This window comes from Legionella clemsonensis (assembly GCF_002240035.1).
GTDB classification, from domain to species: Bacteria; Pseudomonadota; Gammaproteobacteria; order Legionellales; family Legionellaceae; genus Tatlockia; species Tatlockia clemsonensis.
Genome location: NZ_CP016397.1, coordinates 3,227,518 through 3,252,836 on the forward strand (window position 1 = coordinate 3,227,518; position 25,319 = coordinate 3,252,836).

The window sequence follows — 25,319 nt, forward strand, 5'->3', positions numbered from 1 at the left end:
ATTAAAGAGTCCCATTAACGATTAATAGGAGAAATCTAAATGTCAGCTATACAACCCGCATTGAAACCTATTGATGGCTTTACAGTAACAGGCTTCACGGTAAGAACTAAAAACAGCGATGAGTTCAACCCAGAAACCGCAAAAATACCTAATCTGTGGCAACAATTCTATTCCAGCAACCCCACCCCTAATACTATTTTTGCGGTGTATTCAGGCTATGAATCTGATGCAAATGGTTCTTACGACGTTACTGTAGGCACACTCAATAACAATCAAAGTGTTGAATTAAGTGCTGTTAAAATCAATTCAGGCAATTATCTTGTATTCCAGGGTAAAGGCCCGATACCCCAAACAGTCATTGAAACATGGAAACGCGTCTGGGATTATTTTACCGTAGAAACTCCCTATCAACGTTGTTTTATGACTGACTTTGAAGAGTATAAAAATAGTGATGAAGTAGCTATTTATATCGGCGTTAAGTAGTTAGTTACCTGAATTTTTCATTGAATAGAAACATCACCGGCACACCATAACCCGTCAAGCATTCTGTTGAGTGCGAGCGACAAGCTCAAACTGCGCGGGTTTTATGTCTATTCTTGACTCTACCCGCTAAGAGCAGCAAATAATACTACATTACAATAAAAATGCGTTTGAAAATAACAGGCCACCCCCTATAACTTTAAATACCACTTATACCACCCATTAGATATTTAACCGAAGAAAAGCCTGCTTCGAGTAATATATTCAATGCCTGAATACTTCTTTCGCCGGAATAGCAATATAAAATAATAAGGTGGTTTGGATTTAATTCGGTGAGCCGTTCAGGTAATTCAGTTAAAGGTAGCAATTCTCCGCCTATATTGTGAGCCTCGTGTTCTTCTGTTGAACGCACATCAACCAAAGTAACCCACTGTTTTTTTAGAAGCCTATGCATATCCTTTGAGGTTATAGAATAATTAGCCAAACTCAACCAATGAGCAGGCTTTGACGGATAGTGAAGATTTTGTAGGGGTTGATTATGTCCGCACAATTGGCAGTCCGGATTTTGAGAGAGCTGAATTTCCCTGAAAGTCATCTTTAATAAATCGGCAACCAATAATCTGTTTTCCAGTAAATGACCTATGCCCAATAGCCACTTAATGACTTCTGTTGCTTGAATAATACCCATTATTCCCGGCACGACACCTAATATACCGCCTTCATTACAGGGAGGGATAATTTTAGGATCCGGAGGCGTAGGGAATAAGCAGCGCAGGCAAGAACCTTGTTTGCGATGAAACAAAGAGCAATAGCCTTGGAACTGCGAAACACTTGCATACACATAAGGTTTTCTTTGTGAAAAACAAACATCATGAAGTAAATAATTTGTGTAAAAATTATCTGAACAATCCGCAACAATATCATACTCACTGACAAATCTTTCTACACTATCTTCTGTAAGTTTTTCACAATAAGTATCCACCTGAACAGTTGAATTTAATGCCAAAATTTGTGCAGAAGCTGATGCCGCTTTTGAATCAGAGATTTGCGATTGCCGATAAAGTACTTGTCTTTGTAAGTTACTTAATTCAACGGTATCAGAATCCACTAAACCGAGTCTGCCAATTCCGGCTGCAGTCAGGTAAAGCAATAAAGATGATCCCAATCCACCTGCTCCAACACATAATACACGAGCCTTTTTTAGTCTTTCCTGTCCAGATAGCCTTATTTCCTGCAAATGAATTTGTCTTGAATACCGAAGCAATTCTTCAGAAGAAAGTGAGTTATTCGCCATAGGCCTGTTCTCTTATTGTTTTTAACAATTGTTTCGTTACCCTGTCAGGGTCAGCGGCTTTGGTAATGGCTGAAATCAACGAGATGCCTTGAACGTTGGTTTTTAAAACGTTAGGGAGTCGTTCTAAACTGATTCCTCCAATAGCTACCAAAGGATATTGGAGTGTTCTACGCCAACGTTGGAGTTGTTCAATACCTTGTGGTTTAAAGGACATGACTTTGCTTGTGGTGGAATAAATTGGACCACACGCAATATAGCTAGGATTGAACGTATGTGCAGTTGCCACTTCATAATAGCAATGGGTACTTATGCCTAAGTACAATCCTGCTTGACGAATTTTGGTAATATCAGCTCCAAGTAAATCTTCTTGCCCCAAATGAACTCCTTCAGCCCCGTACTGAATGGCTAGCTCCCAATAATCATTAATAAATAATGTAGCACTATATTTTTTTGCTAAACGTACACTGCGTTTAACTTCCTCTGCCAGTTGCTTTCCTTGCAAGTCTTTTATTCTTAACTGAATCGTCTTAATACCTAAGGGCAATAGCTTTTCTAGCCAATGGCTTCTGTCAACGACTGGATATAATTCTGTGTGGCAGGTTTTAAAAGAGGGAGGCTCTTGCTTCAAAGGATTGGGAGAAAGATAGGGAAGATCAATTTGATTTTCAGGCCAGGCATCATGAAATACTCTTGCTGTGCCCTTCACAACTTCAATGGAATTACGAATTCCACGATGTACATACATTTTTGCAATAACAAGTGCATCTTTTATTGAATAACCTAGAGCCAAACAAGCTGCAATCGCAGAAGAAAGGGTACATCCTGTGCCACGATAATTTTTATTAGGCAAGCGTTTGTTTGCCAGCCAAAATGATTCTTGACCATTCGTCCAATAATCCTGGCTCAACAAACTATCTTTAACATGACCACCTTTTAGTAGAATATTTTTAGCACCAAGAGCCAATAAAGCATGCGCTGCTTCTTGAATCTCTTCATAAGATCCAAGTTGTCGACCCAGGATTTTTTCGGCTTCGATGCGATTGGGGGTTACAACGTCTACATAAGGAAATAAACGGATTAAGCTGTTTATATATTGTTTCTCATTTTCTAAAATTAATGAATTTCCTGTAGAAGAACTAAGTACAGGATCGAGGACTGATAACCCCGAATAATTTTCTAAAAATTGAAGGATTTTCTCATGCGTTTTAATCATCCCCAGCATGCCCATTTTAATGACATTTGGCTTAAATTCTTGCCATAAAGCATTACATTGAGCAGCGATATGATCAGCTGATAATGGTGCTATTGCGGTGACACCAGAGGTATTTTGTGCTGTAACTGCCGCAATAATGGCACATGACTCCACATTAAAATGTTTAAAAATTTCTACATCAACATGAGATCCTGCAAGTCCGGTAGGATCAACGCCAGCAATGGACCAAGCGATGGGTTTTTTCATGATAAATGCACCGATTGATGCCAAAAAGGAGTATCAATTAAAGCAGTACTTGGGTGTGCTATATCTCTTGCATGCATCATTCCGGCCTCAAAAGCCTGATGTCCTGCAACAATTGCATTTCGGAAAGCTTGAGCCATAATGATGGGATTAACAGCCTGGGCAACAGCCGTGTTCAATAATACACCGTCAAATCCTAATTCCATTACTTGCACTGCATGCGAGGGTTTGCCGATGCCTGCATCAACAATTAACGTTGTCTCTGGAAAGCGATGACGCAAAGTCTCTAAAGCAAAGGGATTAACTAATCCTTTACCTGAGCCAATGGGAGCTCCCCATGGCATTAATATTTTACAACCCACATCCACTAATTTTTGACAGATGACCAAGTCATCTGTGCAATAAGGAAAAACCTCAAACCCTTCATTAATTAATCGCTTGGCTGCCTGGACTAATTCAAAAGGTTCAGGTTGTAATAAATAGTCATCGCCAATCACTTCTAACTTAATCCATGACGTCTCAAACAATTCTCTTGATAACAGTGCCGTATTAATGGCAGTTTTTGCATCATGACATCCAGCTGTATTTGGTAGAAGGTGACAACCTAATCTTTTAACAGTCGACCAAAAAAATTCTCCATCTAAACCATTTGGCCCTTGACGCTTTATTGACAGGGTAAGGACTTCCGTCTCAGAAACTTTAATCGCTTGCTCCATGGTATCTAAAGATGGATAACATGCAGTCCCAAGCAGCAAGCGATTTTTTATACTTTTTCCGGCTAAATTCCACATCATTAGCCTCCTTGCATTGGAACAATAATATCTATCCTATCGCTTTCACGCAGCAAAGTAGTGCCGTAAGAGGGGCGAGGTATAAATTGATTATTTATCGCAATGGCAAAATGTAATTCAGTGTAATTATGAGCTAACAAAAACTCCTGCAAGGATAGCTCAGATTTTATCTGATATTTCTTATTATTAAGGTAGATATTGATCATCTGTAACACTCCCAAATTTCTGGATACCGAATAAAGCGATGATGGCTGTGAAGACGTCTTAGAATTTCCTCAACTAATGCGGGCGCGATTAGATATCCATGACGATAAAGGCCATTAACTGCAATAAGCCCTTCAGTAAATTTAATGCAGGGTAAATGGTTCGATAAAGTAGGACGGCAATGCGTTACTGTTTTAATAATACGCGCCTCTGAAAAACCTGCATGTACATAATAGGCTGCTGTTAATAACTCCAATGTGGTGCGAACTGAGATTGGACTATAATCATGGGCTTCAATTTCACTGGCCCCAACAAGATAAATATTCCCTGGGCGAGGAACTATGTAAAGGCTATAGCGAGGATGTAAAAAACGAATGGGCCGTTTTAATTGTACTTCTGGCGCATGCAACCAAAGTAATTCCCCTCTCAGGGCACGTAGATTACTAAACGTAGAATAAGCACCTAATCCTCGACAATCAAAAACCATGTCAAAAGGATGGGTACTGGTTTTTGTAGTAATTAATTGTGGCGCAATGGAGGTAATTTTTGTATTTACATAACATGTTAAGCGGTTAATATTAAAATATTTTTGAAGAGCAGACATTAATGCCTGGCAATCAATATGCGCTTCATTAGAAAAATAATAGGCTTTTTCAAATTGAGTTATCTCTGGTTCTAATTGATTTAAATCCAACTGGGTTAGTTGCTTAAATAGTGCCTGCTGAGTTGATTGATTTGCAATGCGTTGACTAAACATCTGCCATTCTGCTTGATCTCGAGGATGACATAACACAATAGTTCCTGAGCGCTGAAAATAAATTGATTCTGGCAACTGCTCAATAATACGTGGCCAATTCATGCTAATAGACTCCTGGCCAAGAGAAGAAATCAGCGCCGTTGCTCTATCTAATTCAGAAAAAGGCGTTAACAATCCTGCTGCAGCCAAACTGCAATTTGAAGTACCTGCTTGATCAAAGAGCGTCACTTTCCAGCCTGCGTTGTGTAATGCAAGCGCGAGCAAACGCCCCATGATACCCATTCCCACAATCCCTGCTTGCATCATTATTCTTCAAGACAACAAGCAATGGGTTTTAAATCGGAATAAGGGACTTTAGGTAAAAATTCATTGGTATAACATCGGGAGATATCAAAATTTTTATTAATGATATTCAAATGCTGGGTATAACGCCCTACTTTATTCCAATCTCTTTCTATATTGTGTAATGAGCGTGAGAAAAAAGGTAAAGTATGGGTAAAAATCTTTTGATACATGGGGGTGCGTAATTGCGGTTTGGCTTGACACATTAATTCATAGGCTTCTTCGGGTTGTTCCGTGGTAAACGCTGCTCCTCGTTGGGTTGCTTTAAGAAATCCTTGCACTAATTCTGGCTGTTGTAAGGTTTGTTCCGGAACAATAAATTGAATTGAGCAGAAGCAACAACAGCCAAGTCCTGCTAACTGATCAAGGCGCAAAAATACGGTTTCACCTTTTCGTTGTTCCAATTCAATACGTTGGAAATTAATAAATCCAATGCCTGTGTCAATAACATCCCGACAAATCGCATCCGTTACATTCATTCCAATTCGGATTGCTTGGTAACTTGTAGGATCAATCCCAGCAAGCTGCGCCAGATCATCAATAATTTTCTTACCAAACTCGCCGATGTAGCCAACTCGCTTCCCAACAATATCATGAAAGGAATTAATTCCACTTGATTTCAATGCAATCAATCCTGTTGGTGGCTCATCAAGCAAGGTGCCAATGGATGTAACAGGATAACCCTTAGCTTTCGCTGCAACCGTATGAATCATTGCTTTTACACCAAAATCTACGGTTCCTAATCCAACAAGCTCCGTAACATCACTTGGGTCGGCTGGTTCTAAAATAGCAAGTTTAATATTTTCCTGGGAATAGAAACCAAGTTGTTCAGCCACAAAAATTGGTGTGTGGTAGGGATTAGCATACCAATTCAGTAATAAAGTGGTTCTGGTAGATAAATGAGAAGACATAGCCATAACTCCTATAGGAATGTGAATGAATTCCGGAGATGGCAAAAGGGATCCTGTTCCATAAAATAATAGAACATGGATGTATTGAAGGCGTCCTTACGCTGATATGACTCAGATCAAGTTCGACGGGTAATTCTCAGTCGGTTTCCCGACACCCCGCGCCATCTAAAAACCAAAGTATGCTATATTCTAATTTCTTATTTGTCAAAGCATGTGCAAAAATTAGAGTCTTTTGACGGTTTATTTTGCGAAGCAAAAATGCAATGTCAACAGAATCTAAGGGAATCTGACCAAATGAAAACCACCAATCCATACAAAATAGAAGTCGTTGCTTACGACAGGCTTTGGCCAAATCTGTTTAAAGACGAAGCTAATCGTATTCAAAAATCTCTAGGCCCCTGCCTTAAAGAAATTTATCACATCGGTAGTACCAGTATTCCTGGTATGCCAGCAAAGCCCTGCATTGATATAATGTTGGGGCTTGATAATATAGATGACATCCATTTTATAGCGGAAAAACTAACTCAATTAGGTTATGATCCTGCTCGGCGTCAAATTATTCCTCACGTGAGCTTTTTTACACAGCGTCAAGATCAAGCAATTCGTTTTCATTTGCATTTACATGAAAGAGGCAGTCCCCAAATCAAACGTCATGTAAACTTCAGAGATTATGTGATTCAACATCCTGATGTAGCTCATGATTATGCACAGCTTAAAATGCAGTTGGCTACTCACTTTGCTGATGATATTTATTCTTATGTCGCAGGGAAAGACAAGTTGGTGCAAGAAATTGATGCTAAAGCAAAGCTCTGGAAAAAAAGAAAAAGAGATTATCCACCGCAAAACACAGGCCGTATGGCAAAAGATTGGTCTTATGAAAAGCTAGTTAAAGCAATGGAAGCCAACTTAAATGTCCATAGGACTCATTTCGCTCAATATTTGAATCAAGTGGAATTAGTCAGGGTACCAGGCTTTACTCTCGTTAATTCAGGATTAACAGATGACACGTTTAATTATGCACTAGATGCTGATTTTTCTTCATCAAACGCTAATAAGAAAATTTCAGAAGTAACGGATTATTTTACACAGAAAAATAATCCATTTTCATGGTGGATTAGTCCTCACGATAAACCCAGTGATTTATTCCTCTATTTAGAAAATAAGGGTTATGAGAATACAGAAAATAATCGCGCCATGTATTTTGATTTAGATGCCTGGGATGGTGAAATTTTTTCTATGCCAGAATTAAATATTATTTGCGCAACCGATGAAAAAACATTACATGACTTTGCATTAGTACTTACTAATGACGAATTCTCTTTCAAAACCTATTTTTCGTGGGTTGCTTCAATCTTAACCGATGACGATCCCATTGAATATTATGTCGGCTATGTGGATGGAAAACCTGTGGTACGAGGTTTAACCTGCTATTTTGCACAAGTTGCAGGACTACACTGGCTATCCACAGCCCCCTCTGAACGCAGAAAGGGTTATGGTAGAGCCATGCAAGAATATCGATTAAAGCGGGCAAAAGATCTTGGTTATCACATTGCTGTTTTACAGGCATCTAATGAAGGCTATCCGCTCTATCGACAGTTAGGATATAAAGCATGTGGTCATTTTCGCGAATACAAAATAAGACAGGCTGCTTCTTTAAAAAAAGCGCTTAATGTGGACAAAAGGTGAAACTCGAAAAACAAAGTGAAGGATGATATTTTCTCGAAGGCCCCAAATAGCCAAGAAACTTTAGTTGGCATGTCCTATACTAATTGTACTATTTTTATTCCAGAAAATCATGATCCCTATAGATTCGATCTTCTCTGGCAAAGAATTAGAGGAAAGGGCGAAAGAAATTTCGCAGGAAGAAAAGCAACTTTATCAAAAATTTAATCAGCTTTTCAATGAAAGTTATGATTTTTCCAAAAGCTTTGCGGAGCAGTCTTCTTCTTTTTTATTAGCACTGACTTCCTGTTATGAGGAAATACAACAACTTAACCAAAAACAAGTGCAATTAGCGACGCAATATTTTGCATTATCTGAGCCTGAAAGAGAGCTTTTTTGGAAAAATTATTCTCCTGATAGTAATAAGAAGCCCTCTTATGAAGCATTTGCGGCTCTTGTAGACAACAGCCCGAAGTTAAATGACGCTCAAAAAATTAAAACCAAGGCAGATGCCCTGCAACTGATGTTTTATGAGACAGGAACAAAAATGATTGCTAAAACGGTAGATCATGTAAGGAATTACGTCTCACAAAACAATCCGAATAATAAATTTTCAATTATCGCTGAAGGCTATTCTATAGGAATGCAAAGTGATAATAGTATGAAACCCTCTCCCGAAGCACAACAACATGTGGAAAATTTTTCATGGCAAAATAACTTCGCAAACTTTGCTGAGTTCAAAAAATTATTCCGCCATCCACATAATATTAAAGTCAAACCTTCGGGCATTTTATTGCTATCCGTGAATGAAACCGATGATGCTTTATATATATTTCCGGGCATTGAATCTCCTGACAGCAGCAAAATTATTTTATTTGCCTCCCCTAGCTATCAATCCTTATACCACGAACTTGCCCATCTTAACCGGGCATTTCGAGGCTCCGGCAAGTCTGCTTTTAGCATGCCCAGTTTATTTAGAAATCTTTACTCCCGCGATACAGAAGAAATTTGGAATATTAATCTGGGTAAATCCAGTGATAATAGTTTGCAAAAAGAGCGGAAAGCCCCTTTACGCATTGCTCACTCTCAAGGATTTACCTTAATCAAAAAAGACACCCAACTGGAAGTAGATCAAAATACTTTATTCCCCAACGTGGATTACGTTAGCACCTCCTTATGCAATGGCGAAGCGCTTTTTGGGAGACGTGATTTTAGCAACCTTGCTCCCAGGGATAATCAAATCATCAAACTATCATTACAAGGTATTAAAGAGAAAGTGGCATTGTCTAATTCTACGGTTGTTCTTTCAATTGTTTCGTCCACACTGGTTGAATCAGACTTTAGAAATGCAAATTTAATAGAACTTCATGCCTCATTTTCAAGCTTAACTCGCTGTAATTTTGACAATGTGCAAATAGAAAACGGTTCTTTTAGCAAATTTTGTGATTTAAGTGCTTCACAATTTAAGGGTGCCAATTTAAAAGGGACTGTATTTAGGGATTGCGACTTGTCGCATTGTAATTTTAATGGTGCTGATTTAAGTGGAGTGACATTCAAAGGTAAAATAGTCGGCATAGAAACCTGTTGCTTTGACAACGCCCTTATAACAGACATCTTATCACCCACGCTTCAAAGTTTGGTGGCGCGAAATGAAATGTCGATCAATAATGCCATTGAAACAGAAATTAAGCTCTCCAATCTTGTAGAAAAATTACAAACCTGTTATTTAGCTGATTTAAATGCCATTCTTTATGTGCTTAATTTTTTTAAAAAAGATGAAACACTGATAAAAATGGTTGGAGCCAATTCTTTAACCCCAGAAAATTTAGTGGAATTTTTAAAAGCAACGGGCATTGAGACAGGGGCTATCACCTTACTACAAACCAAAGCCGTACAAGAGGTGTTTGCTCAAGGAAATCCTGAAGCATTGCTTAACATCCTACGACAGGAAACCCATAAAACGATGAGTCTGGAAAAGTTGCATGCAATATTTAAACTGCTTGGCAACTCTGATGTCCTAACCACCTTGATGACTGAGAAAAAGCTCAGCCTTGAGCAAATTCATACCATTATTAAGCTGGACACCTATAATGCGGAACAATTTTTTGATGCCATACACCGATCTAAGGCCATCCGTTCTGCTCTTTTAAGTTCAGCGATTAGTGTTGACGCAATCATTGCTATAACTCAACAGAAGAAGTCATCAGAAGCGCTTAAACCCCTGGATGAACTCGATGACTCGGTAATTTCTATGGAAGAGCCTGTTACCTGCAAAAGTGTGCTGATTGAAGAAGTAAAAAAATTACTTGCCGCTCAGGCCTCTCAACAGAGCACTGCCTCCAGATCTCCCTGATCGTCATTTCGTAGAAATAAACATTAATCATTTTCTGGCGGGAAAGAATCAAATTCACCATCTGCCAAAGGATTATACTGTTCCTTTTGTTCTTTCTTCTCCTTCCTATTTTTATCCAGCTCACGAAACAGTGCATCAATGTCTTCAGGATGTTCCTCATCGCGCTCTGCTTTCTCTTTTTTTATCTTTTCCAGCGCTTCTTTGGATAAAATCGTCATCTTTACTCCTTATTAAACTCCTCTTAAAGCATAGCAGCTTAAAGCCATCGAGTAGTACTGCTTTAATCCCAAACGTATTCAGGATACCATAGATTCAACTTACACGATTGAGAATTCCATGCGTAGATTAAGCTTGTTTGATAGTCTTATCGATGAGATTGATGCGGCTTTACGTACCTTAATGCCACCGAAAACACGTCCAAGTACACGACGCACACCAGCAGCCTCTATTTCTGAAAAATCATTAAATGCTGCTGAAAAAAAACACGTAGCGGGCCTCATGCGTGTTAACCACTCAGGAGAAGTTTGTGCGCAGGCACTTTATCGCGGTCAAGCCTTAACCGCACAGCTTGTTGAGGTGAAAACGCAAATGACTAAGGCCGCCGCTGAAGAAATTGATCATCTTTCCTGGTGTGAGCAGCGCCTGGATGAATTGAACAGCCAACCAAGTTTGTTAAACCCCCTGTGGTATTTTGGCTCTCTTATGCTGGGAATAGTAGCAGGAGCTGCAGGCGATCGCGTGAGTCTTGGCTTTGTCGCTGAAACAGAAAAGCAAGTTTCAACGCATCTGCAAAAACATTTACGGAAACTGCCTGCTCAAGATAATAAAACCAGGCATATTTTAGAACAAATGCATGAAGATGAAATGCATCACGCAGATATTGCCATCGCCGCTGGAGCAGTTGAACTACCTGAATTTATTAAGCAAATAATGAGCGCTGTTTCCAAACTCATGACCTTTTCCAGCTATCGTTTTTAGCCATGATAACTCTAGTACTTATTCTCACCGGATTTGCATTAGTGTTGCTGAATGCTTTTTTCGTTGCCGCTGAATTTGGTATGGTTAAATTACGACAGACAAGAGTCGCACTTATCCAGGAAGAATACCCCTGGCGTGGAAGCCTTCTGGCAAAAGTGCACAGGAACCTGGACGCTTATTTATCTGCTTGTCAATTAGGAATTACTTTAGCCTCTTTAGGATTAGGTTGGATTGGAGAGCCAGCCTTTACTCGCTTACTATCACCAGCATTTGAATGGTTGGGTTTGGTTAATCCTACTCTCAACGAATTCATCAGCTTTATTGTGGCCTTTTCTCTATTATCATTTTTACACATTGTTGTAGGGGAGCTAATGCCCAAATCATTAGCAATTCGCCAAAGTGAACAAATTTCTCTTTGGACGGCAACGCCTTTGTATTTCTTCTACTGGCTTATGTATCCAGTGATATGGCTGCTGAATACCTGCTCTAATTTTCTTTTAAAACAATTAGGGCTGGACGTTATACATGCCGGCGAACAATTTCACTCCAGTGAAGAGATAAAATTAATTTTGCGTTCCAGTGAAATCCATGGAGAACTTTCTCAACAAGAGAGCAGTATTCTTGCCCATACTCTTGAGTTAGGCGATTTACGCGCAATTGATGTGATGCGCTCCTATGATGATATGGTTACACTGGAAACACCTATCAATAGTAATGAGCTGATTGAGACATTAAATCATTATCGATACAGCCGCTATCCTGTTTACGACAAGATCAAAAAACAAATTATCGGTATATTGCATGTTAAAGATTTGCAGCTTTTATTGCATAAAGCAACGTCCAATGCCGAGCTTTCACTTAATGAGATAGCAAGACCTGTTCCCAAAATTTCCTATCGACTACCCGCTTTGGCTTTGCTGCGACAATTTCAGGCAGGTATGCCGCATTTGCTTTGGTTTACGGTCGTCGTGGAGCAATTGTGGGTTTTTTAACCCTGGATAATTTACTCCACTTGGTGATTGGCGTTATTAAAGATGAATTTCATAAAACTCAGGATGAATGGATAACTCATGATGATGGCAGTATTACCGTCAAAGGAGACTGTCCATTATATACCATCGAAAGGGCTCTACAACGAGATTTGACTTTGGAGACGGAAGAAGAAGAGGAAATGGCGACCATTGCCGGTTTAATTATCCACAAATTAGGAAGAGCGCCCAAACAGGGGGAAACCATTGCATTTCATGACTTTTTTGCCACCATAGAACGCGTCCAGGCCTCTCGCATTCATCAGGTAAGGGTAATGCCGGTTATCACTGATTAAGGTATTATGTCCTAATAAGAGGCTTAAGCAACCTGTTTAGCGGGTTATGACATGATTGTATGTCTTGTGATTTAACGGGAACAAACCAAGGATTAGCATGACCACAGGCACTTTGTTCATCTTGGCCGTTATTATGATAGCTTATCTCTTTGATTTTATTAATGGCTTTCATGACGCAGCAAACTCTATAGCCACCATTGTAACTACCGGTGTTTTAACACCTCGTCAAGCGGTACTCTGGGCCGCTTTTTTTAATTTTATTGCATTTCTGGTATTCAATTTAATGGTGGCAAAAACGATTGGCAGCGGTTTAATTGATACAGCCATTGTTGATGCCTATCTCATTTTCTCGGCATTGATTGGTGCCATTTTTTGGAACATTGTAACCTGGTACTATGGGCTACCATCAAGCTCCTCCCATGCCTTGATTGGTGGTCTTGCAGGTGCAGCCTTAGCCAAAGGCGGTTTATCTTCTTTAAAATTTGCAGGCTTTGCCAAAGTCATTGCGGGTATTTTCATTTCTCCGGCTGTGGGATTAATCATGGGACTTTTACTCACTTTTGTTTTCACTCGGTTATTAAAAAATCATAGCGAGCAAGCTCTTAATAAGCTGTTTAAAGGATTTCAACTTGCTTCTTCTGCACTTTTAAGTTTAACCCATGGCGGTAATGATGCCCAAAAAACAATGGGTATCATTGCCGTATTATTATTCTCAGCAAATTGGCTGGGTGATAGCTTTTATGTACCATTCTGGGTGGTAATTTCCTGTCATTTTGTAATTAGCCTGGGAACCTTGGCAGGAGGCTGGCGTATTGTACATACCATGGGAACTAAAATAACTAAACTTAATACGCTGCGCGGATGCGCTGCCGAAACAGGAGCCGCCATCATGATTTTTACAGCGACGGAGTATGGAATTCCCGTCTCGACTACCCATACCGTCACAGGTTCTATCGCCGGTGTAGGACTTATCAATGGATTATCAGGGACTTATTGGCCAGTCATGCGACGTATTTTTCTCTCTTGGCTATTTACTATTCCCGCTGCTGCCATTGTATCAGCAGGACTTATGTTAACCATCGGCTAATATAAGCAATTATCTCTCCCGTCATATTAAAGAGGAAAAAACCATATAAAGCAGCGCCCACATAGGCACAGACAAGAATTACCCCATCCTTTTCAGCCAACCCCAAACCAAACAAAATAATTAAGGAAGCAAAAATGAAATTACTAAATGGGATAGGGAGTAATAAACAAAAGCTTAGCAGTAACATGACTACACCATGCAAACGCTCCACAGCAGGACGAGTAAAAAATAACCAGCGCGGCTTTAGCAATTTTTCCATATGCCTCAGATAAGACGTTGTTTTACTGACAACCTCTGCAAATTTTGCAAACTCTACACGATGATTAGCCAGTTTTTGCGGTAACCACAAGGTACGTCTGGCAATAATGATATGAATGGCGATGAGAACAATTGGTAAACCAAAGATAAAAGAAAATCCTGGAATGACGGAAATTGGCAATGCGCTGGGTAAAGCAAAAAGAATAATTATTAAACCAAAAGCTTGATCACCAAACGCTTTTACCAGCTCTCCGTAACTTAGTGAAGCCTCATGCTGGTGCTTTTCAATGACTTGCTGCAGCAGGTCGCTTATACTGGCGCGCTTTTTATTTTTCCCTTTGTTCAATTGTATCTCTCAGGTAATTATGCTCCGTCTCCTTGTTAAGAGCACTATGGGAGCGACCATAAAACCAATACAGAATAAGCCCTATTAACATCCAAATTGCAAATCGCAGCAGGCTTGCCACCGGTAAATTAATGAGTAGATAGGCACAACTAAGGATTCCTAAAACGGGAATAACTGGCATTAAGGGGGTTTTAAAAGGCCTAGGTAAGTCAGGATGAGTATAACGTAAGTATATTACCCCTGAACAAACTATAATAAAAGCAAACAAAGTCCCCACATTCACCAACTCGGCTAAATCGCCAATAGGTACCAAAGCTGCCGCTAATGACATAATGAAGCCACATAATACAACAATTCTAACGGGAGTTTTTCTGTGCCTATTCGTTACGGCAAAAAATCCTGGTAATAATCCATCGCGTGCCATGGCCAGAAATACCCGCGTTAGGCCATAATACAGCACCAACATTACTGTTGTTAGTCCTGCTATCGCGCCAACACCAACAAGGGCAGCTGCCACACGATAGCCCAATAGCAAAAGAGCATGGCTAATCGGTGAGGCAACATTTAACGTGGAATAATGCGTCATTCCCGTCAATAAACCGGACACCACAATGTATAAAAATGTGCAAATAAGTAAAGAACCAATAATGCCAATGGGTAAATCGCGTTGTGGATGAATGGCTTCTTCGGCGGCCGTCGATACGGCATCAAACCCAATATAAGCAAAAAAGATAAGAGACGCTCCCTCCACAATACCTTGCCAACCAAAGGGTATAAAAGGAGACCAATTCTCAGTTTTCACTTCGGTTGCTGCAATGACAATAAAAAGAAAAATAACAACCAGCTTTACCAATACCATTAAATTATTAAAGCGAGAGCTTGATTTTACTCCCCAGGACAGCAGTAAACCAAGTACAACAATAATTACGAAGGCTGACAAATTAAACCATCCTCCGCTTGCCGGCCCATGCAATAAACTGCCTGGCAATTGCAAGTGAATAGAGCGCAAAAAATCATTAAAATAACCACTCCATCCTACAGAAACTGCCGAAACTGCTATGGAATATTCCAGCAATAAATCCCAGCCGACAATCCAGGCAATACATTCGCCAAATCCTGCATAGGCATAACCATAAGCACTCCCGCACCCCCCCACCGCAGCAGCCAATTCCGCATAGGAAAGCGCTGCAAATGCACATGCTGAACCAGCAAGAATGTAAGAAAAAATAATTGCAGGCCCAGTTTGAGTAGCCGCGACAATTCCTGTTATCACAAAAATACCAGCACCAATAATTGCACCTACGCCCAAAAAAACCAAATCCAGAGCCGAAAGGCATTGCGCCAGATGAGAATCTGTATTACAAACCTCATTAACTGCTTTTTTGCGAAACAAGTCCATGATAGTATGCTCTTATTGATGAAGCTAATTCATTAACTTATAAATTCAACTTTAGCATTAAGCATGCCAGGTGCAGCCTCGGTTGGATAAATCAATGAAAAAAACCCTGATTAGCTTTTTTTTATTAATCTTTTTAAGTTGCGCCCATGCCAATCAGTACTACGAAGCCTGTGGTGGGTGGTTTTCCTGGTTTCGTCCCATTTGCTATCGAATGCATCAACTGTGGCATGAAGGTCATCATGAACTTTATCTCACAGGGTACGCCTGGCATAATCGTTACACCTATCCCAAATATAAGATTAAGTCTTATAATGAGCTTGCCTGGGGAGGCGGTCTAGGCAAAGGACTCTATGATGAAAAAGGAGACTGGCATGGTATTTATGCTCTGGCTTTTCTTGATTCACATCAAAATATAGAGCCTGCCTTAGGCTATGCATTTTTAAAAGTCGCCCATTTAAGCGAAAATACCCGCCTTGGCGCCGGATATGCTGTTTTAGTGACCGCTCGCCCTGATATCTTGCATGGTATTCCCTTTCCTGGAATTCTTCCCTGGATTTCCCTAAATCATCGAACTCTTACGTTATCAGCCACCTACGTACCCGGCTCAGGTAGAGAAGGGAATGTGTTGTTTATACTGGGAAAGTGGACTTTTAGTGGTATGTAATTTATGGACATCACTCCTGAACCATGTCAGGAGCTACTCAATGATTTGTGCACCAAAATCCATTCATAGGAAATAAGAAAAATATACTTCTAGCGTTTATAAACTTTTTAGAAGCCGGCTCCAAATTTGTCTTGCAAGAAAGGCGTCCCCTTGTTAGGCTGGCGAAGAGTTATTACTATCCAGGGAGTTAAAAACAATGATGTTCAAATGCAGGTTAACCGCCTTTGCCGGTGCATTAGTACTTACTGGCGCATCCTTTGCTGCCTTTAAAGCACCGCCTGTTTGTCCCAGTGTAAGCACTATCAAAGTAGAAGGCTTATCCAATGCAGAGGAATTGATGCCCCAGCTTTATTTTGCCTATGAAATAAGTAATTATGGCACTGACAATACATGGGTATTTGCCAGCGGCCCATTTGCAGGCGATGATGAAGAAGAGGCATTAGAAGAAGCCAACAAATCGCTGCGCTATTTAGCAGGTAGTCCTATTGCTGAGCCTGATGAAGGAGGCTGGGTTTGTCTGTATGAATTGGATGAACAGCATTTTGCCATCGCCCTACAATCAGATGTTATGCCATCGCCCTACAAAATCAGACGTTATTTAAGCAAAAAACACTAAGGGCTAACGACTATTGTGCAAATAACCAGGTACCACGGCTGTCCGTGGTACTACTTAAATACTCCAGCAGCAACTATTGTAAGCAGCATTAGCTGGTTAAACTACTTTATTTAGTGGAAAAGTTTATGCACCGATGTGACTGGTCTACAAAAGACGCGCTTTATACCCAGTATCATGATGAAGAATGGGGTGTGCCAGTTAAAAATTCACAAAAGCTCTTTGAAATGCTTATTTTGGAAGGAATGCAAGCGGGTTTAAGTTGGTTGACCATTTTAAAAAAGCGTGAGGCAATGCGCGAAGCTTTTCTAAATTTTTCAGCAGAAAAACTTGCCTTGTTAACCAGTGATGATATCCAACAGTTACTGCAAAATGAAACTATCATTCGCAATCGGCTAAAAATAGCTTCTGTTCGCACTAATGCACAATGCTTTTTAAAAGTGGCCAATAGAGAAGATATCATTGACTATTTCTGGCAATTTACCCAGGGTAAGGTCATCCAAAATGCCTGGAAAACTCTTGCAGATATTCCCACTGTGACTGCAGAAGCAACAGCCATGGTCAAGCAATTAAAAAAAGACGGCTTTTCATTTATGGGCCCCACTACTTGCTATGCATTTATGCAAGCAGTAGGAATGGTTAATGATCACCTTAGCTGCTGTTTTCGCTGGCGCGAAGTACAACTTTAATTACTAATTATTTGCTCAGTTTTTCAATGGTAGAGGTAATGTCTTCAACCTCTCCTGAATAATGGTAATAGATTCGGTTATGGTAACAATCTATAATGCACAGCGGCTCTTGGGCTTCATCGTTTCTTTGTTTTAGAATCCAGTAAATCCCATCCACCTGATTTTGTTGAATTTCTTTGAGTAAATCGAGCATTTTATTTTCTTCAAACTCAGCTTGTGTACAGACTAACCCTGCTGCGTGACTGGTTACTTTATAGGCAAAATGTTTTTCTTTCATGATAATCACCAATACCTTATTATATCCGTTGAAATTACAAGTTAACAAGCAATCGGTATATCAGTTACGTAACTTCATTTGAAATCTACTATTAGTATAGTTAGTTTATAATTAAAGCAGTCAAAGAAATCACTTCTGCCAAAGGAGTTGGCCTCATGAAAAAGGTACTTATTGGTCTTTCCTCATTGATAATTTGTTTTAGCTTTCCAGCGATTAGTCAAAAGATTCTTTTAAACCACAAAGCGATTCTTTTGGAACCTCATGGCGAATATTATAGCTTTCCGGAAAATTACAATGTCACAGCATCTGGCTATCACTTTGTGTTTGTGGGTGGTGTTTATCGAGTTTGTCATCTCAACCCTCAGCCTCAGCTTGCAAACTTGGACATGTTGCGGGTGCACATTGAGTTAGGTGAACAAAAGTTCTGGTGGAATTGCTATGCTTATGATTCCCGCTTTTTTGAAATTGATTTTTAATCTGAATTAACGATCTTCCTTAGATCTGATGCCTATTTTTGCTAAAATGTCTCTTTGAATTCTATCCTAGAGAAAACAATGAGACAGAACCAACAACTCCAGAAAAAATTTGATAAAACTTTATGCCTTCTAGCCGCTGTCAATTTGGTAACCTCTGTCTTCTATCTCGTTGATACTAAGTTTGGCTTAGCAGCAACCCTTGCTATCAGTGCAGGGACATTATATGCATTTCATGAGATAGGTAAAAATAGACGCGTTGGTTCAAACGCGCTGCATCGAGTGCACACCTTTTTTTCTGCCCAGGTGAACAGAGACAGCGCTGAGGTTTATAATGCTTATAGAAATATCATCAATGGTGGTGCAGCAGTTTACGATGAATTAATATTATCCAACAAGTGAGTTAACTGGCATCGCCACTCATTAACTTGTTGCAGAGTGGTTATAATTAAGGCTGCTTTCTTTTAATAACGCTGCTAATGATTCACGGATTTCAGACCAAACAGTGGGATTATAATGCTCTCCGGATTTTGGTCTTATTACAGTTACAGAGGAGTTTGCTTGTTCAAGCAGCAAAATAAATTCGTCGAGCAAATAAGAGGTAAACGAATGAAAGTTGTAGCGAGTTTCAGGAGCATAAAAGAAATCATCTAATTTTTTTAGCACAGCCTCAAAGGTATTGGCTTGAATTTCGCTAACACTTTGCGCTCTACTTTGACCCAACATGCGATGACGCAGGCCGCTCAGCCAGCCACTTTCTTGACGGGAAAAAGCCCCCTTTAAATAATGTTCCCTGTACTTAACTTGCGCACTTTTAATGGCCTGTGTAAGTTTATTGATTAAGTTCTCCTCAGACCCTGAAACCCCGGACTCTTGCGCAGTTGAAGTAAAAAATGTCGCTTCTCTGCGGGGGCGCGTTTGTGTGGGCAGTCTACGCTTGGGTCCCATTGCTCTTGATAAAGTAGGATGATTAAGCTTAACCACTGGAGCACTAGTTCTGGCACTGCTTTGCTTGAAAATTCCTGTCTCTGAAAAACCAGCTTTTAGCAATTCTTCTTTTCGGAGTGCTACCGTTTTATTCTCAATCTTAGTCTCTTGATGATTAGCTTTCGTTTGCTTCATTGCTCTTTTCCTTAAGTGAAACCTTGTTTAGATACGGCACTAAATTGCAAAAGCCTTGATTAAATTAATCGTTTAAAGGCTACAATATGCTGATAAGCGTCATTAATTCTTTCCTCCTTAATCTTTCCCTGTTTTACCTTGGTTTCAATGATATTAACTATTTCTTCTAGATCTTGTGGTTTATCTGAAAGTTGATTGCCAAACAAAAGCATGTCTGCTCCTGCATTTACAGACAAGGTAATTGCTTGTTCCAAGCCAAAATGTTCACTGATTGCGCGCATTTGCATGTCATCAGTAATAATTACGCCATTAAACTGCAGTTGCTCACGAAGAATTTCAGTCAATATTTTGTGAGATAACGTAGCAGGTAACCCACTTTCATCCAAATTACGATTGACAATATGCGCGGTCATAATCATGCCACAAGAGGTCTCGTTAGTGAGCAGAAGTTTATAAGGATCCAATTCATAAGCTTGCCAGGAGTCGGTGACATCAACAAACCCCAAATGGGAATCAGCATTTGCACTACCATGTCCAGGAAAATGTTTATAAACACATTGAATACGATGTTGTAAAAAATCTTGTGAAAAAATACTACTATAAAAGGCAACATCTTCCGGTTTATCTGAGAAACTGCGACCCAACAATCCTATAATAGGATTATCAGGATTAACATTAACATCAACATCGGGCGCAAAATCTAAATTAAATCCCGCGTCTTCCAGTGTTTGTGCCATCGTTGTTGCAACCTGATTAGCCTCCTCTGGCGTCATTTTGCCTATCTCGTTTGCAGCAACAGTTTGTGGGAATCCATATTCTGGTTTAAGACGATTCACTGCCCCACCTTCGTAATCGACTGAAATAAGTAACGGGAGCGGCGGGCGATGGTGCTTTTGATTGGCCTTCGCATTAGCACGTTGTAATTGTGCGTTTAATTTTTTAACTTGTTCAGGATTTGCTATATTTTTATCAAAAGCTTGAGTACGGTAGTTATAATCAAATAAAATAACACCACCGATGTTATTTTTATCTATAGCTTTAGCGACAGCAGAAGTATCATCAATGGTTTTACCTTCGAAACCAATGATAAGCATCTGTCCTATTTTATCGCGCAAACTAGGCTCACCAGCGTTAGCAATTCCCGCATTTACTAAACAAAAAACTAAGAAAATCTTAAGGTATTTCATAGGAATTGGTAGCCAGGTGGAAGGGTCACATGATAACAATTTGTGCAAAAAGGATCAAGAATGCATTAGTTACCAACCCAAGACATGTCTGCTAGCTTGGCCTTTCAAAAAGTCTGTGCTATGTTTTCATTAAACTTTTTTCAGGATGAGTAAATGAAAACATTTATTGAGCAGGCGCATTTTTATGCGGAATACCATCAAAAACCCGTGACTCTTTATACACATCTGGTGGGTGTACCTCTCATTATTTTCTCTTTGATGATTTTTTTAGGTTTTTTTCACTTGATTGTTCCCGGGGTAATGGACACCACCTTGGCGAGCATTGCAACAGTAGTTTTACTTATTTATTATTTTCTTTTAAATTGGCGCTTAGCCTTGGTCTTAACACCTATTCTATTTTTTCTGCTTTGGCTAGCCCACCTCATTAGCTGGGCTGGCCCCACCAGTTTTGCTTTGTGGACTTTTATTATCACCTTTGTTCTTGGCTGGGCATTGCAACTAGGTGGGCACTACATTGAAGGTAAGCGACCTGCTTTAGTGGATAATTTCTGGCAAACATTAATAGCACCACTTTTTTTAACGGCAGAGATCTTTTTTAAATATGGTCGAATGAAAACATTGGAAACAGCAATTCATGGTGAACCTGCTACTCCAACAGTAGTTAAAAATGCCACGGTAGAAAAACCTCCTGCTGATGACACGATGTAGGTCACTATTCCTCTCATTGTCAGGTGACTGCATTGTTGATGAACGACAGCGTATCTAGAATTTATTATATTACAGTTGCTTTTGATTCAGGGTGAGTACTCATCAATCATCCTTGCTCCGCTACATCGAATTAAGCGTTTAAACCTTGGTAATCCTAAAACAGTGATGGATACGTTTACTGCGTTTAAAATCTACATCTATTGTTTCTGCGCTGATATCCTGAACCTTGTATTTCTCACGTACGGAAAGAGAAAGTTTAAAATGCCGAAAATTAGTAGAGAAATATAAAACTCCCTCTTGATTTAACAAACGGACAGCAGCATCAATTAACTGCTCCTGATCACGTTGTATATCAAGAGTTTGCTGCATTCTTTTTGAATTGGAAAAACTGGGAGGATCAAAAAATATGACATCAAAACGATCGCGGGTGATCTTTAACCACTCCAGACAGTCATAATGAATAAACTGATGCCTCGATAAATCGAGGTGATTCAATTTAAAATTATCTTGCGCCCACTTTAAATACGTTTTGGATAAATCAACATTGACCGTGAAAGCACCCGCTAATGCAGCATGCACGCTGGCGCTGGCTGTGTAGCAAAAGCAGTTAAGAAAACGAGTACCTGGTTTTAACTGCCCAAAACGCATCCTTAAAGGCCTGTGATCTAAAAATAAGCCCGTATCCAAATAATCATATAAATTAACCTTTAGCTGGGCAGCACCCTCGACAACAGTCATTTCATGCTTTGTTTGATTCATTTTGTGATATTGATTGCTGCCCTTCTGTGGCCTGCGTTGTTTCACGATCAATTTATCAGGAGAAATTCCTAACACATCAGGAACAACTTGAATGACTTCCAGACTACGTTTTTCTGCTTTATGCAGAGGAATTGTAGCAGGAGGAGCATATTCCTGTAACACTGCATAATCATTATAAATGTCAATGGCATAAGCGTACTCGGGTAAATCCGCATCATAAACACGATAACAGCTGATTTGCTTACGGTGAGCCCATTTTTGCAAATGCTGGTAATTTTTTCGCAGACGATTAGCAAACATATGCGCACCTGAAGACAACGCATCGCCTTTACCCATTTTGAGGCGATTCGCACTTTCAAGTGCAACACAATACAGTTTGCATTCCAGTGGTCCGTTAAATAATGTATATTGCTTACCGGCTCGCAATCCCAATGCTTTGGCTAACAGGGCATTGGAGGTCAAAATGGCTGCCTGCCAACCCTGGTAATTATTATGCAAAGTCGTACCCAACTGCTGATAAAGGGGAATGAGCTGCGTGGCTTCACTGAGACGTTCACCGTAGGGTGGATTACCAATAACCAATCCCTTTTCGTAATGAGGCCGGCAATCTTTAACTGACATTACAGCGAACTCAACTAAAGGAAGCACACCAGCTCGTTCGGCATTGGCGTGAGCGATTTTTATTAACTTTGGATTGCTATCGGTTCCTCTTAATTTAACACTTAAGGGTTTAACCTGCTTTAATGCCAAAGCACGGACTTTTTCCCATAAGGATGACTGATGCTGCGCCCAATAATTGAGAGATTGATCTTGTCGTAACAAACCTGGAGCAATATGACTTGCCATCATTGCTGCTTCGATAACAATGGTTCCTGAACCGCAAAACGGATCATGTAAACTGTAGCCTTTTGCCGCTAGCTGAGGCCACTTCGCGCGCAGCAGCATGGCGGCAGCGATATTTTCTTTAAGTGGTGCGTCACCAGCTTGAGTGCGATAACCTCGTTGATGTAAACTGTAGCCGGTTAAGTCAAAACTTACCGTGATAATGTCATGTTTTAAATGGGCGTGCAGACGAATTTGTGGCTTTTCGCGATCGATGGAGGGGCGCAGCCCTTTAAATTGACGAAAATGATCAACAATACCGTCTTTAACCACCTGCGCGCCAAACATGGAATTGCGAATATGGGTTGATGAACCATGAAAATCGATGGCTAATGTTTTATCTGCCGTGAACACGGTTTGCCAGGGAAATTGATTGCAAAGTTGATAAAGAGTTTGCTCATTATGCGCCTGCCCAGTGAATAACAACAGTTGTACTCTATTAGCCAGGCGTGACCATAAACAAAGCTGATAAATAACTGCTATATCGCCTTCACCATAGACCCCTTGAGGACTGACACGCGTCACATGTAATCCCAATGCCCTTAGCTCTTCTTCAAGGAGATACTCTAATCCCTTTGGACAGCTTATAAATAATGAATATTTCATGCCACACAAGACCTTAAAAAGCGAAACAATGCCTTCGCAGCTCCGCTATGCTTATTGGTGCTTCTTTCATCAACTGCTTTCTTAACAAGCTGTCTTAATTGTTGCACATCATCAGGATGATAATGGTCAATAAATTCAGTCAAAGCTTCCTTACCTTCAATTATCAGACGTTCGCGCCATTGTTCTATTTCATGAAATATAGCAGTCTGCGCACTGTCCTCAGCAATAAGAGTTTCATAAGCCGCCAAAATAGCCTCGCTGTCAGAAGCACGCATGAGTTTCCCGATTAATTGCGCCTGACGCCTAATGGCTCCATGACTTTTAATTGCCTTGGCGTCCAGAATAGCCTGACGTAAATTAGTCGGCAATGGCAATTCATCAAGTTTGCTCGGACTTAAAGCGATTAATTTAACCCCCACTTTTTGCAAGGCTTCTGCTTCACGCTTTTTTTGGGTTTTACTTTTTTCTTCTTCCATTAACAGACCTTTTATGGAATATAACTATTCATTATAGAAAATTTTTTAATTGTTTTGCCCTGAGCATCACTTCAGCACAGAATAAATGCATCTAATTTCAAACACAAAAATGGCTTCATCTACTGTGCTTATGCACAATGTCCATTTGATCTTGCCTCAAAACACGCGCGGAACGTAGATATTAAATATGTTTTGCTAGATGCATTTACATGGCTTAAGCATGAACGCGTAAACACTCGGCGTATTCATTTTACCATTTTTAACTGCCTTAAAAATAGAATTTATTCAACCACTGCAAAACTGGCTTCTGGTGAGGCTATAAATTTTTTGGGGGGTCTGGCAGCCCAATAAGTACGAGTTATCGCATAAAGATTAAATATTAATATAGCAAGTAGTAGTGAATGCAACCACGTTACCGTAAGTTTAATGAATACAGGTAGGGTAATAAAAACACCAACGCATCCTGCCAGACTAAGAATTAACGTTTTTTTCAAAGGAATTTTATTTTGCTGTACAAAAACCAGAGTGGTTAGTGGTTGCTGCATCGCACCGGCAGTTGTCATAATAGGAAAAGCAACAACGGGGGAAACATTTAGCAGAAATAGTACAGCCTGTACCATCACAAATAAGCCTATTCCTACTGAAGTAAGCGCTCCACAAATGATCATCGCAAAAAAGCCGATGACCAGCTTCCAGGAGTGAAGTTCAACAATATCGCCCCCAACAGGCATCAAACGGAATTGATGACAAATAAGTAGCCCAATAATCACCACAAAACAACCTATCATCGCTAACCGAATAGCCTGCTTACTGAGGCGAGTCACTACACTGCCACCAATTAGACCACCAACACAAGCGCCCAAAACCAGGGTGAGCAAGGTCGTCAGATCCACATCAACAAGACGCATGAAGAAAAATGATTCTATGGTACCAGGAATAACCTGCGCACCATTATTGACAGCAGGTAATTCATCATCAGGAAAAGTTCCCAGCAATTTAGCCAAGGCAACATTAACTGCGAAACTGCCAATACCCAAGGTATCAGCAATAAAGGCAATAATTCCACTAAAAGTGAGTTTGACATAATCAAATAGCGACAACTTAACTGCAGGCTGTTTAAAAAATTTATAAATCATAGCAACCACACAAATTACGGTTAAAACTACAATTGATAAAACAATTAAAGTGATTGCCATTACACTCCCACCATCAGTTAAGTCA

General features: G+C 40.0%; 28 protein-coding genes and 1 riboswitch. Of the genes, 13 read left to right on the forward strand and 15 right to left on the reverse strand.

The window, feature by feature from the left end:
* Positions 1-39: 39 nt before the first annotated feature.
* On the forward strand, positions 40-483 hold the full coding sequence (locus clem_RS14455) for a GyrI-like domain-containing protein (protein ID WP_198333141.1): 444 nt from the start codon (positions 40-42) through the stop codon (positions 481-483).
* Positions 484-679: 196 nt separating this feature from the next.
* Here the strand turns inward: clem_RS14455 and moeB are convergent, their stop codons facing one another.
* The 6 genes from moeB to clem_RS14485 are packed head-to-tail and all read right to left on the reverse strand — an operon-like array spanning position 680 to position 6,241.
* Positions 680-1,774 (reverse strand): molybdopterin-synthase adenylyltransferase MoeB, encoded by a 1,095-nt coding sequence (gene moeB, locus clem_RS14460; RefSeq protein ID WP_094092185.1) that lies wholly within the window; start codon positions 1,772-1,774, stop codon positions 680-682.
* Positions 1,764-3,233 (reverse strand): thiamine phosphate synthase, encoded by a 1,470-nt coding sequence (gene thiE, locus clem_RS14465; RefSeq protein ID WP_094092186.1) that lies wholly within the window; start codon positions 3,231-3,233, stop codon positions 1,764-1,766. The genes moeB and thiE overlap by 11 nt, the downstream gene beginning before the upstream one ends.
* Positions 3,230-4,021, reverse strand: coding sequence for a thiazole synthase (locus tag clem_RS14470; RefSeq protein ID WP_198333282.1), 792 nt, complete (start codon positions 4,019-4,021; stop codon positions 3,230-3,232). The genes thiE and clem_RS14470 overlap by 4 nt, the downstream gene beginning before the upstream one ends.
* A 2-nt stretch (positions 4,022-4,023) precedes the next feature.
* Entirely contained in the window at positions 4,024-4,227 is a 204-nt protein-coding gene (gene thiS / locus clem_RS14475; RefSeq protein WP_198333142.1) for a sulfur carrier protein ThiS, read from the reverse strand.
* On the reverse strand, positions 4,224-5,285 hold the full coding sequence (locus clem_RS14480) for an FAD-dependent oxidoreductase (protein ID WP_094092188.1): 1,062 nt from the start codon (positions 5,283-5,285) through the stop codon (positions 4,224-4,226). Before clem_RS14480 ends, thiS begins: the two co-directional genes overlap by 4 nt.
* 2 nt (positions 5,286-5,287) lie before the next feature.
* The gene (locus tag clem_RS14485; protein WP_094092189.1) at positions 5,288-6,241 is read right to left on the reverse strand and encodes an ABC transporter substrate-binding protein; all 954 of its coding nucleotides are present in this window, start codon (positions 6,239-6,241) and stop codon (positions 5,288-5,290) included.
* A 70-nt stretch (positions 6,242-6,311) separates the two neighbouring features.
* Positions 6,312-6,404: riboswitch (TPP riboswitch) on the reverse strand.
* Between the two features lie 44 nt (positions 6,405-6,448).
* Here clem_RS14485 and clem_RS14490 point away from each other — a divergent pair.
* Entirely contained in the window at positions 6,449-7,921 is a 1,473-nt protein-coding gene (locus tag clem_RS14490) for a bifunctional GrpB family protein/GNAT family N-acetyltransferase (protein WP_232505509.1), read from the forward strand.
* Between the two features lie 109 nt (positions 7,922-8,030).
* Positions 8,031-10,250, forward strand: a complete 2,220-nt coding sequence (locus tag clem_RS14495) for a pentapeptide repeat-containing protein (RefSeq protein ID WP_094092190.1) — start codon at positions 8,031-8,033, stop codon at positions 10,248-10,250.
* Positions 10,251-10,273: 23 nt separating this feature from the next.
* Here clem_RS14495 and clem_RS14500 read toward each other — a convergent pair whose 3' ends face one another.
* Positions 10,274-10,468 carry a hypothetical protein gene (locus tag clem_RS14500; protein ID WP_094092191.1) on the reverse strand — a complete coding sequence of 65 codons (195 nt, stop codon included), beginning with the start codon at positions 10,466-10,468 and terminating at the stop codon, positions 10,274-10,276.
* A gap of 118 nt (positions 10,469-10,586) precedes the next feature.
* Here clem_RS14500 and coq7 point away from each other — a divergent pair, with 118 nt between their 5' ends.
* The 4 genes from coq7 (at position 10,587) to clem_RS14515 (ending at position 13,639) form a co-directional block, all read left to right on the forward strand.
* A complete protein-coding gene (gene coq7 / locus clem_RS14505) occupies positions 10,587-11,228 on the forward strand; it encodes a 2-polyprenyl-3-methyl-6-methoxy-1,4-benzoquinone monooxygenase (RefSeq protein WP_094092192.1) in 642 nt (213 codons plus the stop codon).
* Between the two features lie 2 nt (positions 11,229-11,230).
* A complete protein-coding gene (locus clem_RS14510) occupies positions 11,231-12,220 on the forward strand; it encodes a hemolysin family protein (protein ID WP_232505510.1) in 990 nt (329 codons plus the stop codon).
* A complete protein-coding gene (locus tag clem_RS15260) occupies positions 12,208-12,552 on the forward strand; it encodes a transporter associated domain-containing protein (protein ID WP_232505511.1) in 345 nt (114 codons plus the stop codon). The genes clem_RS14510 and clem_RS15260 overlap by 13 nt, the downstream gene beginning before the upstream one ends.
* A 97-nt stretch (positions 12,553-12,649) precedes the next feature.
* Positions 12,650-13,639 (forward strand): inorganic phosphate transporter, encoded by a 990-nt coding sequence (locus clem_RS14515; RefSeq protein ID WP_094092193.1) that lies wholly within the window; start codon positions 12,650-12,652, stop codon positions 13,637-13,639.
* Here clem_RS14515 and clem_RS14520 read toward each other — a convergent pair.
* Positions 13,620-14,243, reverse strand: coding sequence for an exopolysaccharide biosynthesis protein (locus clem_RS14520; RefSeq protein WP_094092194.1), 624 nt, complete (start codon positions 14,241-14,243; stop codon positions 13,620-13,622). The two genes, clem_RS14515 and clem_RS14520, sit on opposite strands and share 20 nt — an antisense overlap.
* Entirely contained in the window at positions 14,224-15,642 is a 1,419-nt protein-coding gene (locus tag clem_RS14525; protein WP_094092195.1) for an amino acid permease, read from the reverse strand. Before clem_RS14525 ends, clem_RS14520 begins: the two co-directional genes overlap by 20 nt.
* 94 nt (positions 15,643-15,736) lie before the next feature.
* Between clem_RS14525 and pagP the strand changes: the two genes are divergently transcribed.
* The 3 genes from pagP to clem_RS14540 all read left to right on the forward strand — a co-directional run bounded on the left by pagP (position 15,737) and on the right by clem_RS14540 (position 17,608).
* Entirely contained in the window at positions 15,737-16,306 is a 570-nt protein-coding gene (gene pagP, locus clem_RS14530) for a lipid IV(A) palmitoyltransferase PagP (protein WP_094092196.1), read from the forward strand.
* 196 nt (positions 16,307-16,502) lie between these two features.
* Positions 16,503-16,922: a DUF4949 domain-containing protein gene (locus tag clem_RS14535; protein WP_094092197.1), complete on the forward strand. Its 420-nt coding sequence runs from the start codon at positions 16,503-16,505 to the stop codon at positions 16,920-16,922.
* Between the two features lie 125 nt (positions 16,923-17,047).
* Entirely contained in the window at positions 17,048-17,608 is a 561-nt protein-coding gene (locus tag clem_RS14540) for a DNA-3-methyladenine glycosylase I (RefSeq protein ID WP_094092198.1), read from the forward strand.
* 7 nt (positions 17,609-17,615) lie between these two features.
* Here the strand turns inward: clem_RS14540 and clem_RS14545 are convergent, their stop codons facing one another.
* Positions 17,616-17,885 (reverse strand): hypothetical protein, encoded by a 270-nt coding sequence (locus clem_RS14545; protein WP_094092199.1) that lies wholly within the window; start codon positions 17,883-17,885, stop codon positions 17,616-17,618.
* A 155-nt stretch (positions 17,886-18,040) separates the two neighbouring features.
* Between clem_RS14545 and clem_RS14550 the strand changes: the two genes are divergently transcribed.
* Complete coding sequence (locus clem_RS14550; RefSeq protein WP_094092200.1) at positions 18,041-18,361, forward strand: hypothetical protein; 321 nt, start codon at positions 18,041-18,043, stop codon at positions 18,359-18,361.
* Positions 18,362-18,439: 78 nt separating this feature from the next.
* Positions 18,440-18,760: a hypothetical protein gene (locus clem_RS14555; RefSeq protein WP_094092201.1), complete on the forward strand. Its 321-nt coding sequence runs from the start codon at positions 18,440-18,442 to the stop codon at positions 18,758-18,760.
* Positions 18,761-18,781: 21 nt separating this feature from the next.
* On the opposite strand, the gene clem_RS14560 is transcribed toward clem_RS14555, so the two are convergent.
* Both clem_RS14560 and clem_RS14565 read right to left on the reverse strand, forming a co-directional pair.
* Complete coding sequence (locus tag clem_RS14560) at positions 18,782-19,480, reverse strand: hypothetical protein (RefSeq protein ID WP_094092202.1); 699 nt, start codon at positions 19,478-19,480, stop codon at positions 18,782-18,784.
* 59 nt (positions 19,481-19,539) lie between these two features.
* The gene (locus clem_RS14565; RefSeq protein ID WP_094092203.1) at positions 19,540-20,667 is read right to left on the reverse strand and encodes a glycoside hydrolase family 3 protein; all 1,128 of its coding nucleotides are present in this window, start codon (positions 20,665-20,667) and stop codon (positions 19,540-19,542) included.
* Positions 20,668-20,820: 153 nt separating this feature from the next.
* Between clem_RS14565 and clem_RS14570 the strand changes: the two genes are divergently transcribed.
* Positions 20,821-21,375 (forward strand): Mpo1 family 2-hydroxy fatty acid dioxygenase, encoded by a 555-nt coding sequence (locus tag clem_RS14570; protein WP_094092204.1) that lies wholly within the window; start codon positions 20,821-20,823, stop codon positions 21,373-21,375.
* A gap of 138 nt (positions 21,376-21,513) precedes the next feature.
* Here the strand turns inward: clem_RS14570 and rlmKL are convergent, their stop codons facing one another.
* The 3 genes from rlmKL to clem_RS14585 form a co-directional block, all read right to left on the reverse strand.
* Positions 21,514-23,622, reverse strand: a complete 2,109-nt coding sequence (gene rlmKL, locus clem_RS14575; protein ID WP_094092205.1) for a bifunctional 23S rRNA (guanine(2069)-N(7))-methyltransferase RlmK/23S rRNA (guanine(2445)-N(2))-methyltransferase RlmL — start codon at positions 23,620-23,622, stop codon at positions 21,514-21,516.
* On the reverse strand, positions 23,619-24,098 hold the full coding sequence (gene yjgA, locus clem_RS14580; RefSeq protein ID WP_094092206.1) for a ribosome biogenesis factor YjgA: 480 nt from the start codon (positions 24,096-24,098) through the stop codon (positions 23,619-23,621). Before yjgA ends, rlmKL begins: the two co-directional genes overlap by 4 nt.
* A 281-nt stretch (positions 24,099-24,379) precedes the next feature.
* A complete protein-coding gene (locus tag clem_RS14585) occupies positions 24,380-25,294 on the reverse strand; it encodes a TSUP family transporter (protein ID WP_094092207.1) in 915 nt (304 codons plus the stop codon).
* Positions 25,295-25,319: the final 25 nt, after the last annotated feature.

Bases quoted from the DNA above. Each gene is read 5' to 3' on its own strand.
- clem_RS14455 (WP_198333141.1), top strand. From the start codon at position 40: ATGTCAGCTATACAACCCGCATTGAAACCTATTGATGGCTTTACAGTA.
- moeB (WP_094092185.1), bottom strand. From the start codon at position 1,774: ATGGCGAATAACTCACTTTCTTCTGAAGAATTGCTTCGGTATTCAAGA.
- thiE (WP_094092186.1), bottom strand. From the start codon at position 3,233: ATGAAAAAACCCATCGCTTGGTCCATTGCTGGCGTTGATCCTACCGGA.
- clem_RS14470 (WP_198333282.1), bottom strand. From the start codon at position 4,021: ATGTGGAATTTAGCCGGAAAAAGTATAAAAAATCGCTTGCTGCTTGGG.
- thiS (WP_198333142.1), bottom strand. From the start codon at position 4,227: ATGATCAATATCTACCTTAATAATAAGAAATATCAGATAAAATCTGAG.
- clem_RS14480 (WP_094092188.1), bottom strand. From the start codon at position 5,285: ATGCAAGCAGGGATTGTGGGAATGGGTATCATGGGGCGTTTGCTCGCG.
- clem_RS14485 (WP_094092189.1), bottom strand. From the start codon at position 6,241: ATGGCTATGTCTTCTCATTTATCTACCAGAACCACTTTATTACTGAAT.
- clem_RS14495 (WP_094092190.1), top strand. From the start codon at position 8,031: ATGATCCCTATAGATTCGATCTTCTCTGGCAAAGAATTAGAGGAAAGG.
- clem_RS14500 (WP_094092191.1), bottom strand. From the start codon at position 10,468: ATGACGATTTTATCCAAAGAAGCGCTGGAAAAGATAAAAAAAGAGAAA.
- coq7 (WP_094092192.1), top strand. From the start codon at position 10,587: ATGCGTAGATTAAGCTTGTTTGATAGTCTTATCGATGAGATTGATGCG.
- clem_RS14510 (WP_232505510.1), top strand. From the start codon at position 11,231: ATGATAACTCTAGTACTTATTCTCACCGGATTTGCATTAGTGTTGCTG.
- clem_RS14515 (WP_094092193.1), top strand. From the start codon at position 12,650: ATGACCACAGGCACTTTGTTCATCTTGGCCGTTATTATGATAGCTTAT.
- clem_RS14525 (WP_094092195.1), bottom strand. From the start codon at position 15,642: ATGGACTTGTTTCGCAAAAAAGCAGTTAATGAGGTTTGTAATACAGAT.
- pagP (WP_094092196.1), top strand. From the start codon at position 15,737: ATGAAAAAAACCCTGATTAGCTTTTTTTTATTAATCTTTTTAAGTTGC.
- clem_RS14535 (WP_094092197.1), top strand. From the start codon at position 16,503: ATGATGTTCAAATGCAGGTTAACCGCCTTTGCCGGTGCATTAGTACTT.
- clem_RS14540 (WP_094092198.1), top strand. From the start codon at position 17,048: ATGCACCGATGTGACTGGTCTACAAAAGACGCGCTTTATACCCAGTAT.
- clem_RS14545 (WP_094092199.1), bottom strand. From the start codon at position 17,885: ATGAAAGAAAAACATTTTGCCTATAAAGTAACCAGTCACGCAGCAGGG.
- clem_RS14550 (WP_094092200.1), top strand. From the start codon at position 18,041: ATGAAAAAGGTACTTATTGGTCTTTCCTCATTGATAATTTGTTTTAGC.
- clem_RS14555 (WP_094092201.1), top strand. From the start codon at position 18,440: ATGAGACAGAACCAACAACTCCAGAAAAAATTTGATAAAACTTTATGC.
- clem_RS14560 (WP_094092202.1), bottom strand. From the start codon at position 19,480: ATGAAGCAAACGAAAGCTAATCATCAAGAGACTAAGATTGAGAATAAA.
- clem_RS14565 (WP_094092203.1), bottom strand. From the start codon at position 20,667: ATGAAATACCTTAAGATTTTCTTAGTTTTTTGTTTAGTAAATGCGGGA.
- clem_RS14570 (WP_094092204.1), top strand. From the start codon at position 20,821: ATGAAAACATTTATTGAGCAGGCGCATTTTTATGCGGAATACCATCAA.
- rlmKL (WP_094092205.1), bottom strand. From the start codon at position 23,622: ATGAAATATTCATTATTTATAAGCTGTCCAAAGGGATTAGAGTATCTC.
- yjgA (WP_094092206.1), bottom strand. From the start codon at position 24,098: ATGGAAGAAGAAAAAAGTAAAACCCAAAAAAAGCGTGAAGCAGAAGCC.
- clem_RS14585 (WP_094092207.1), bottom strand. From the start codon at position 25,294: ATGGCAATCACTTTAATTGTTTTATCAATTGTAGTTTTAACCGTAATT.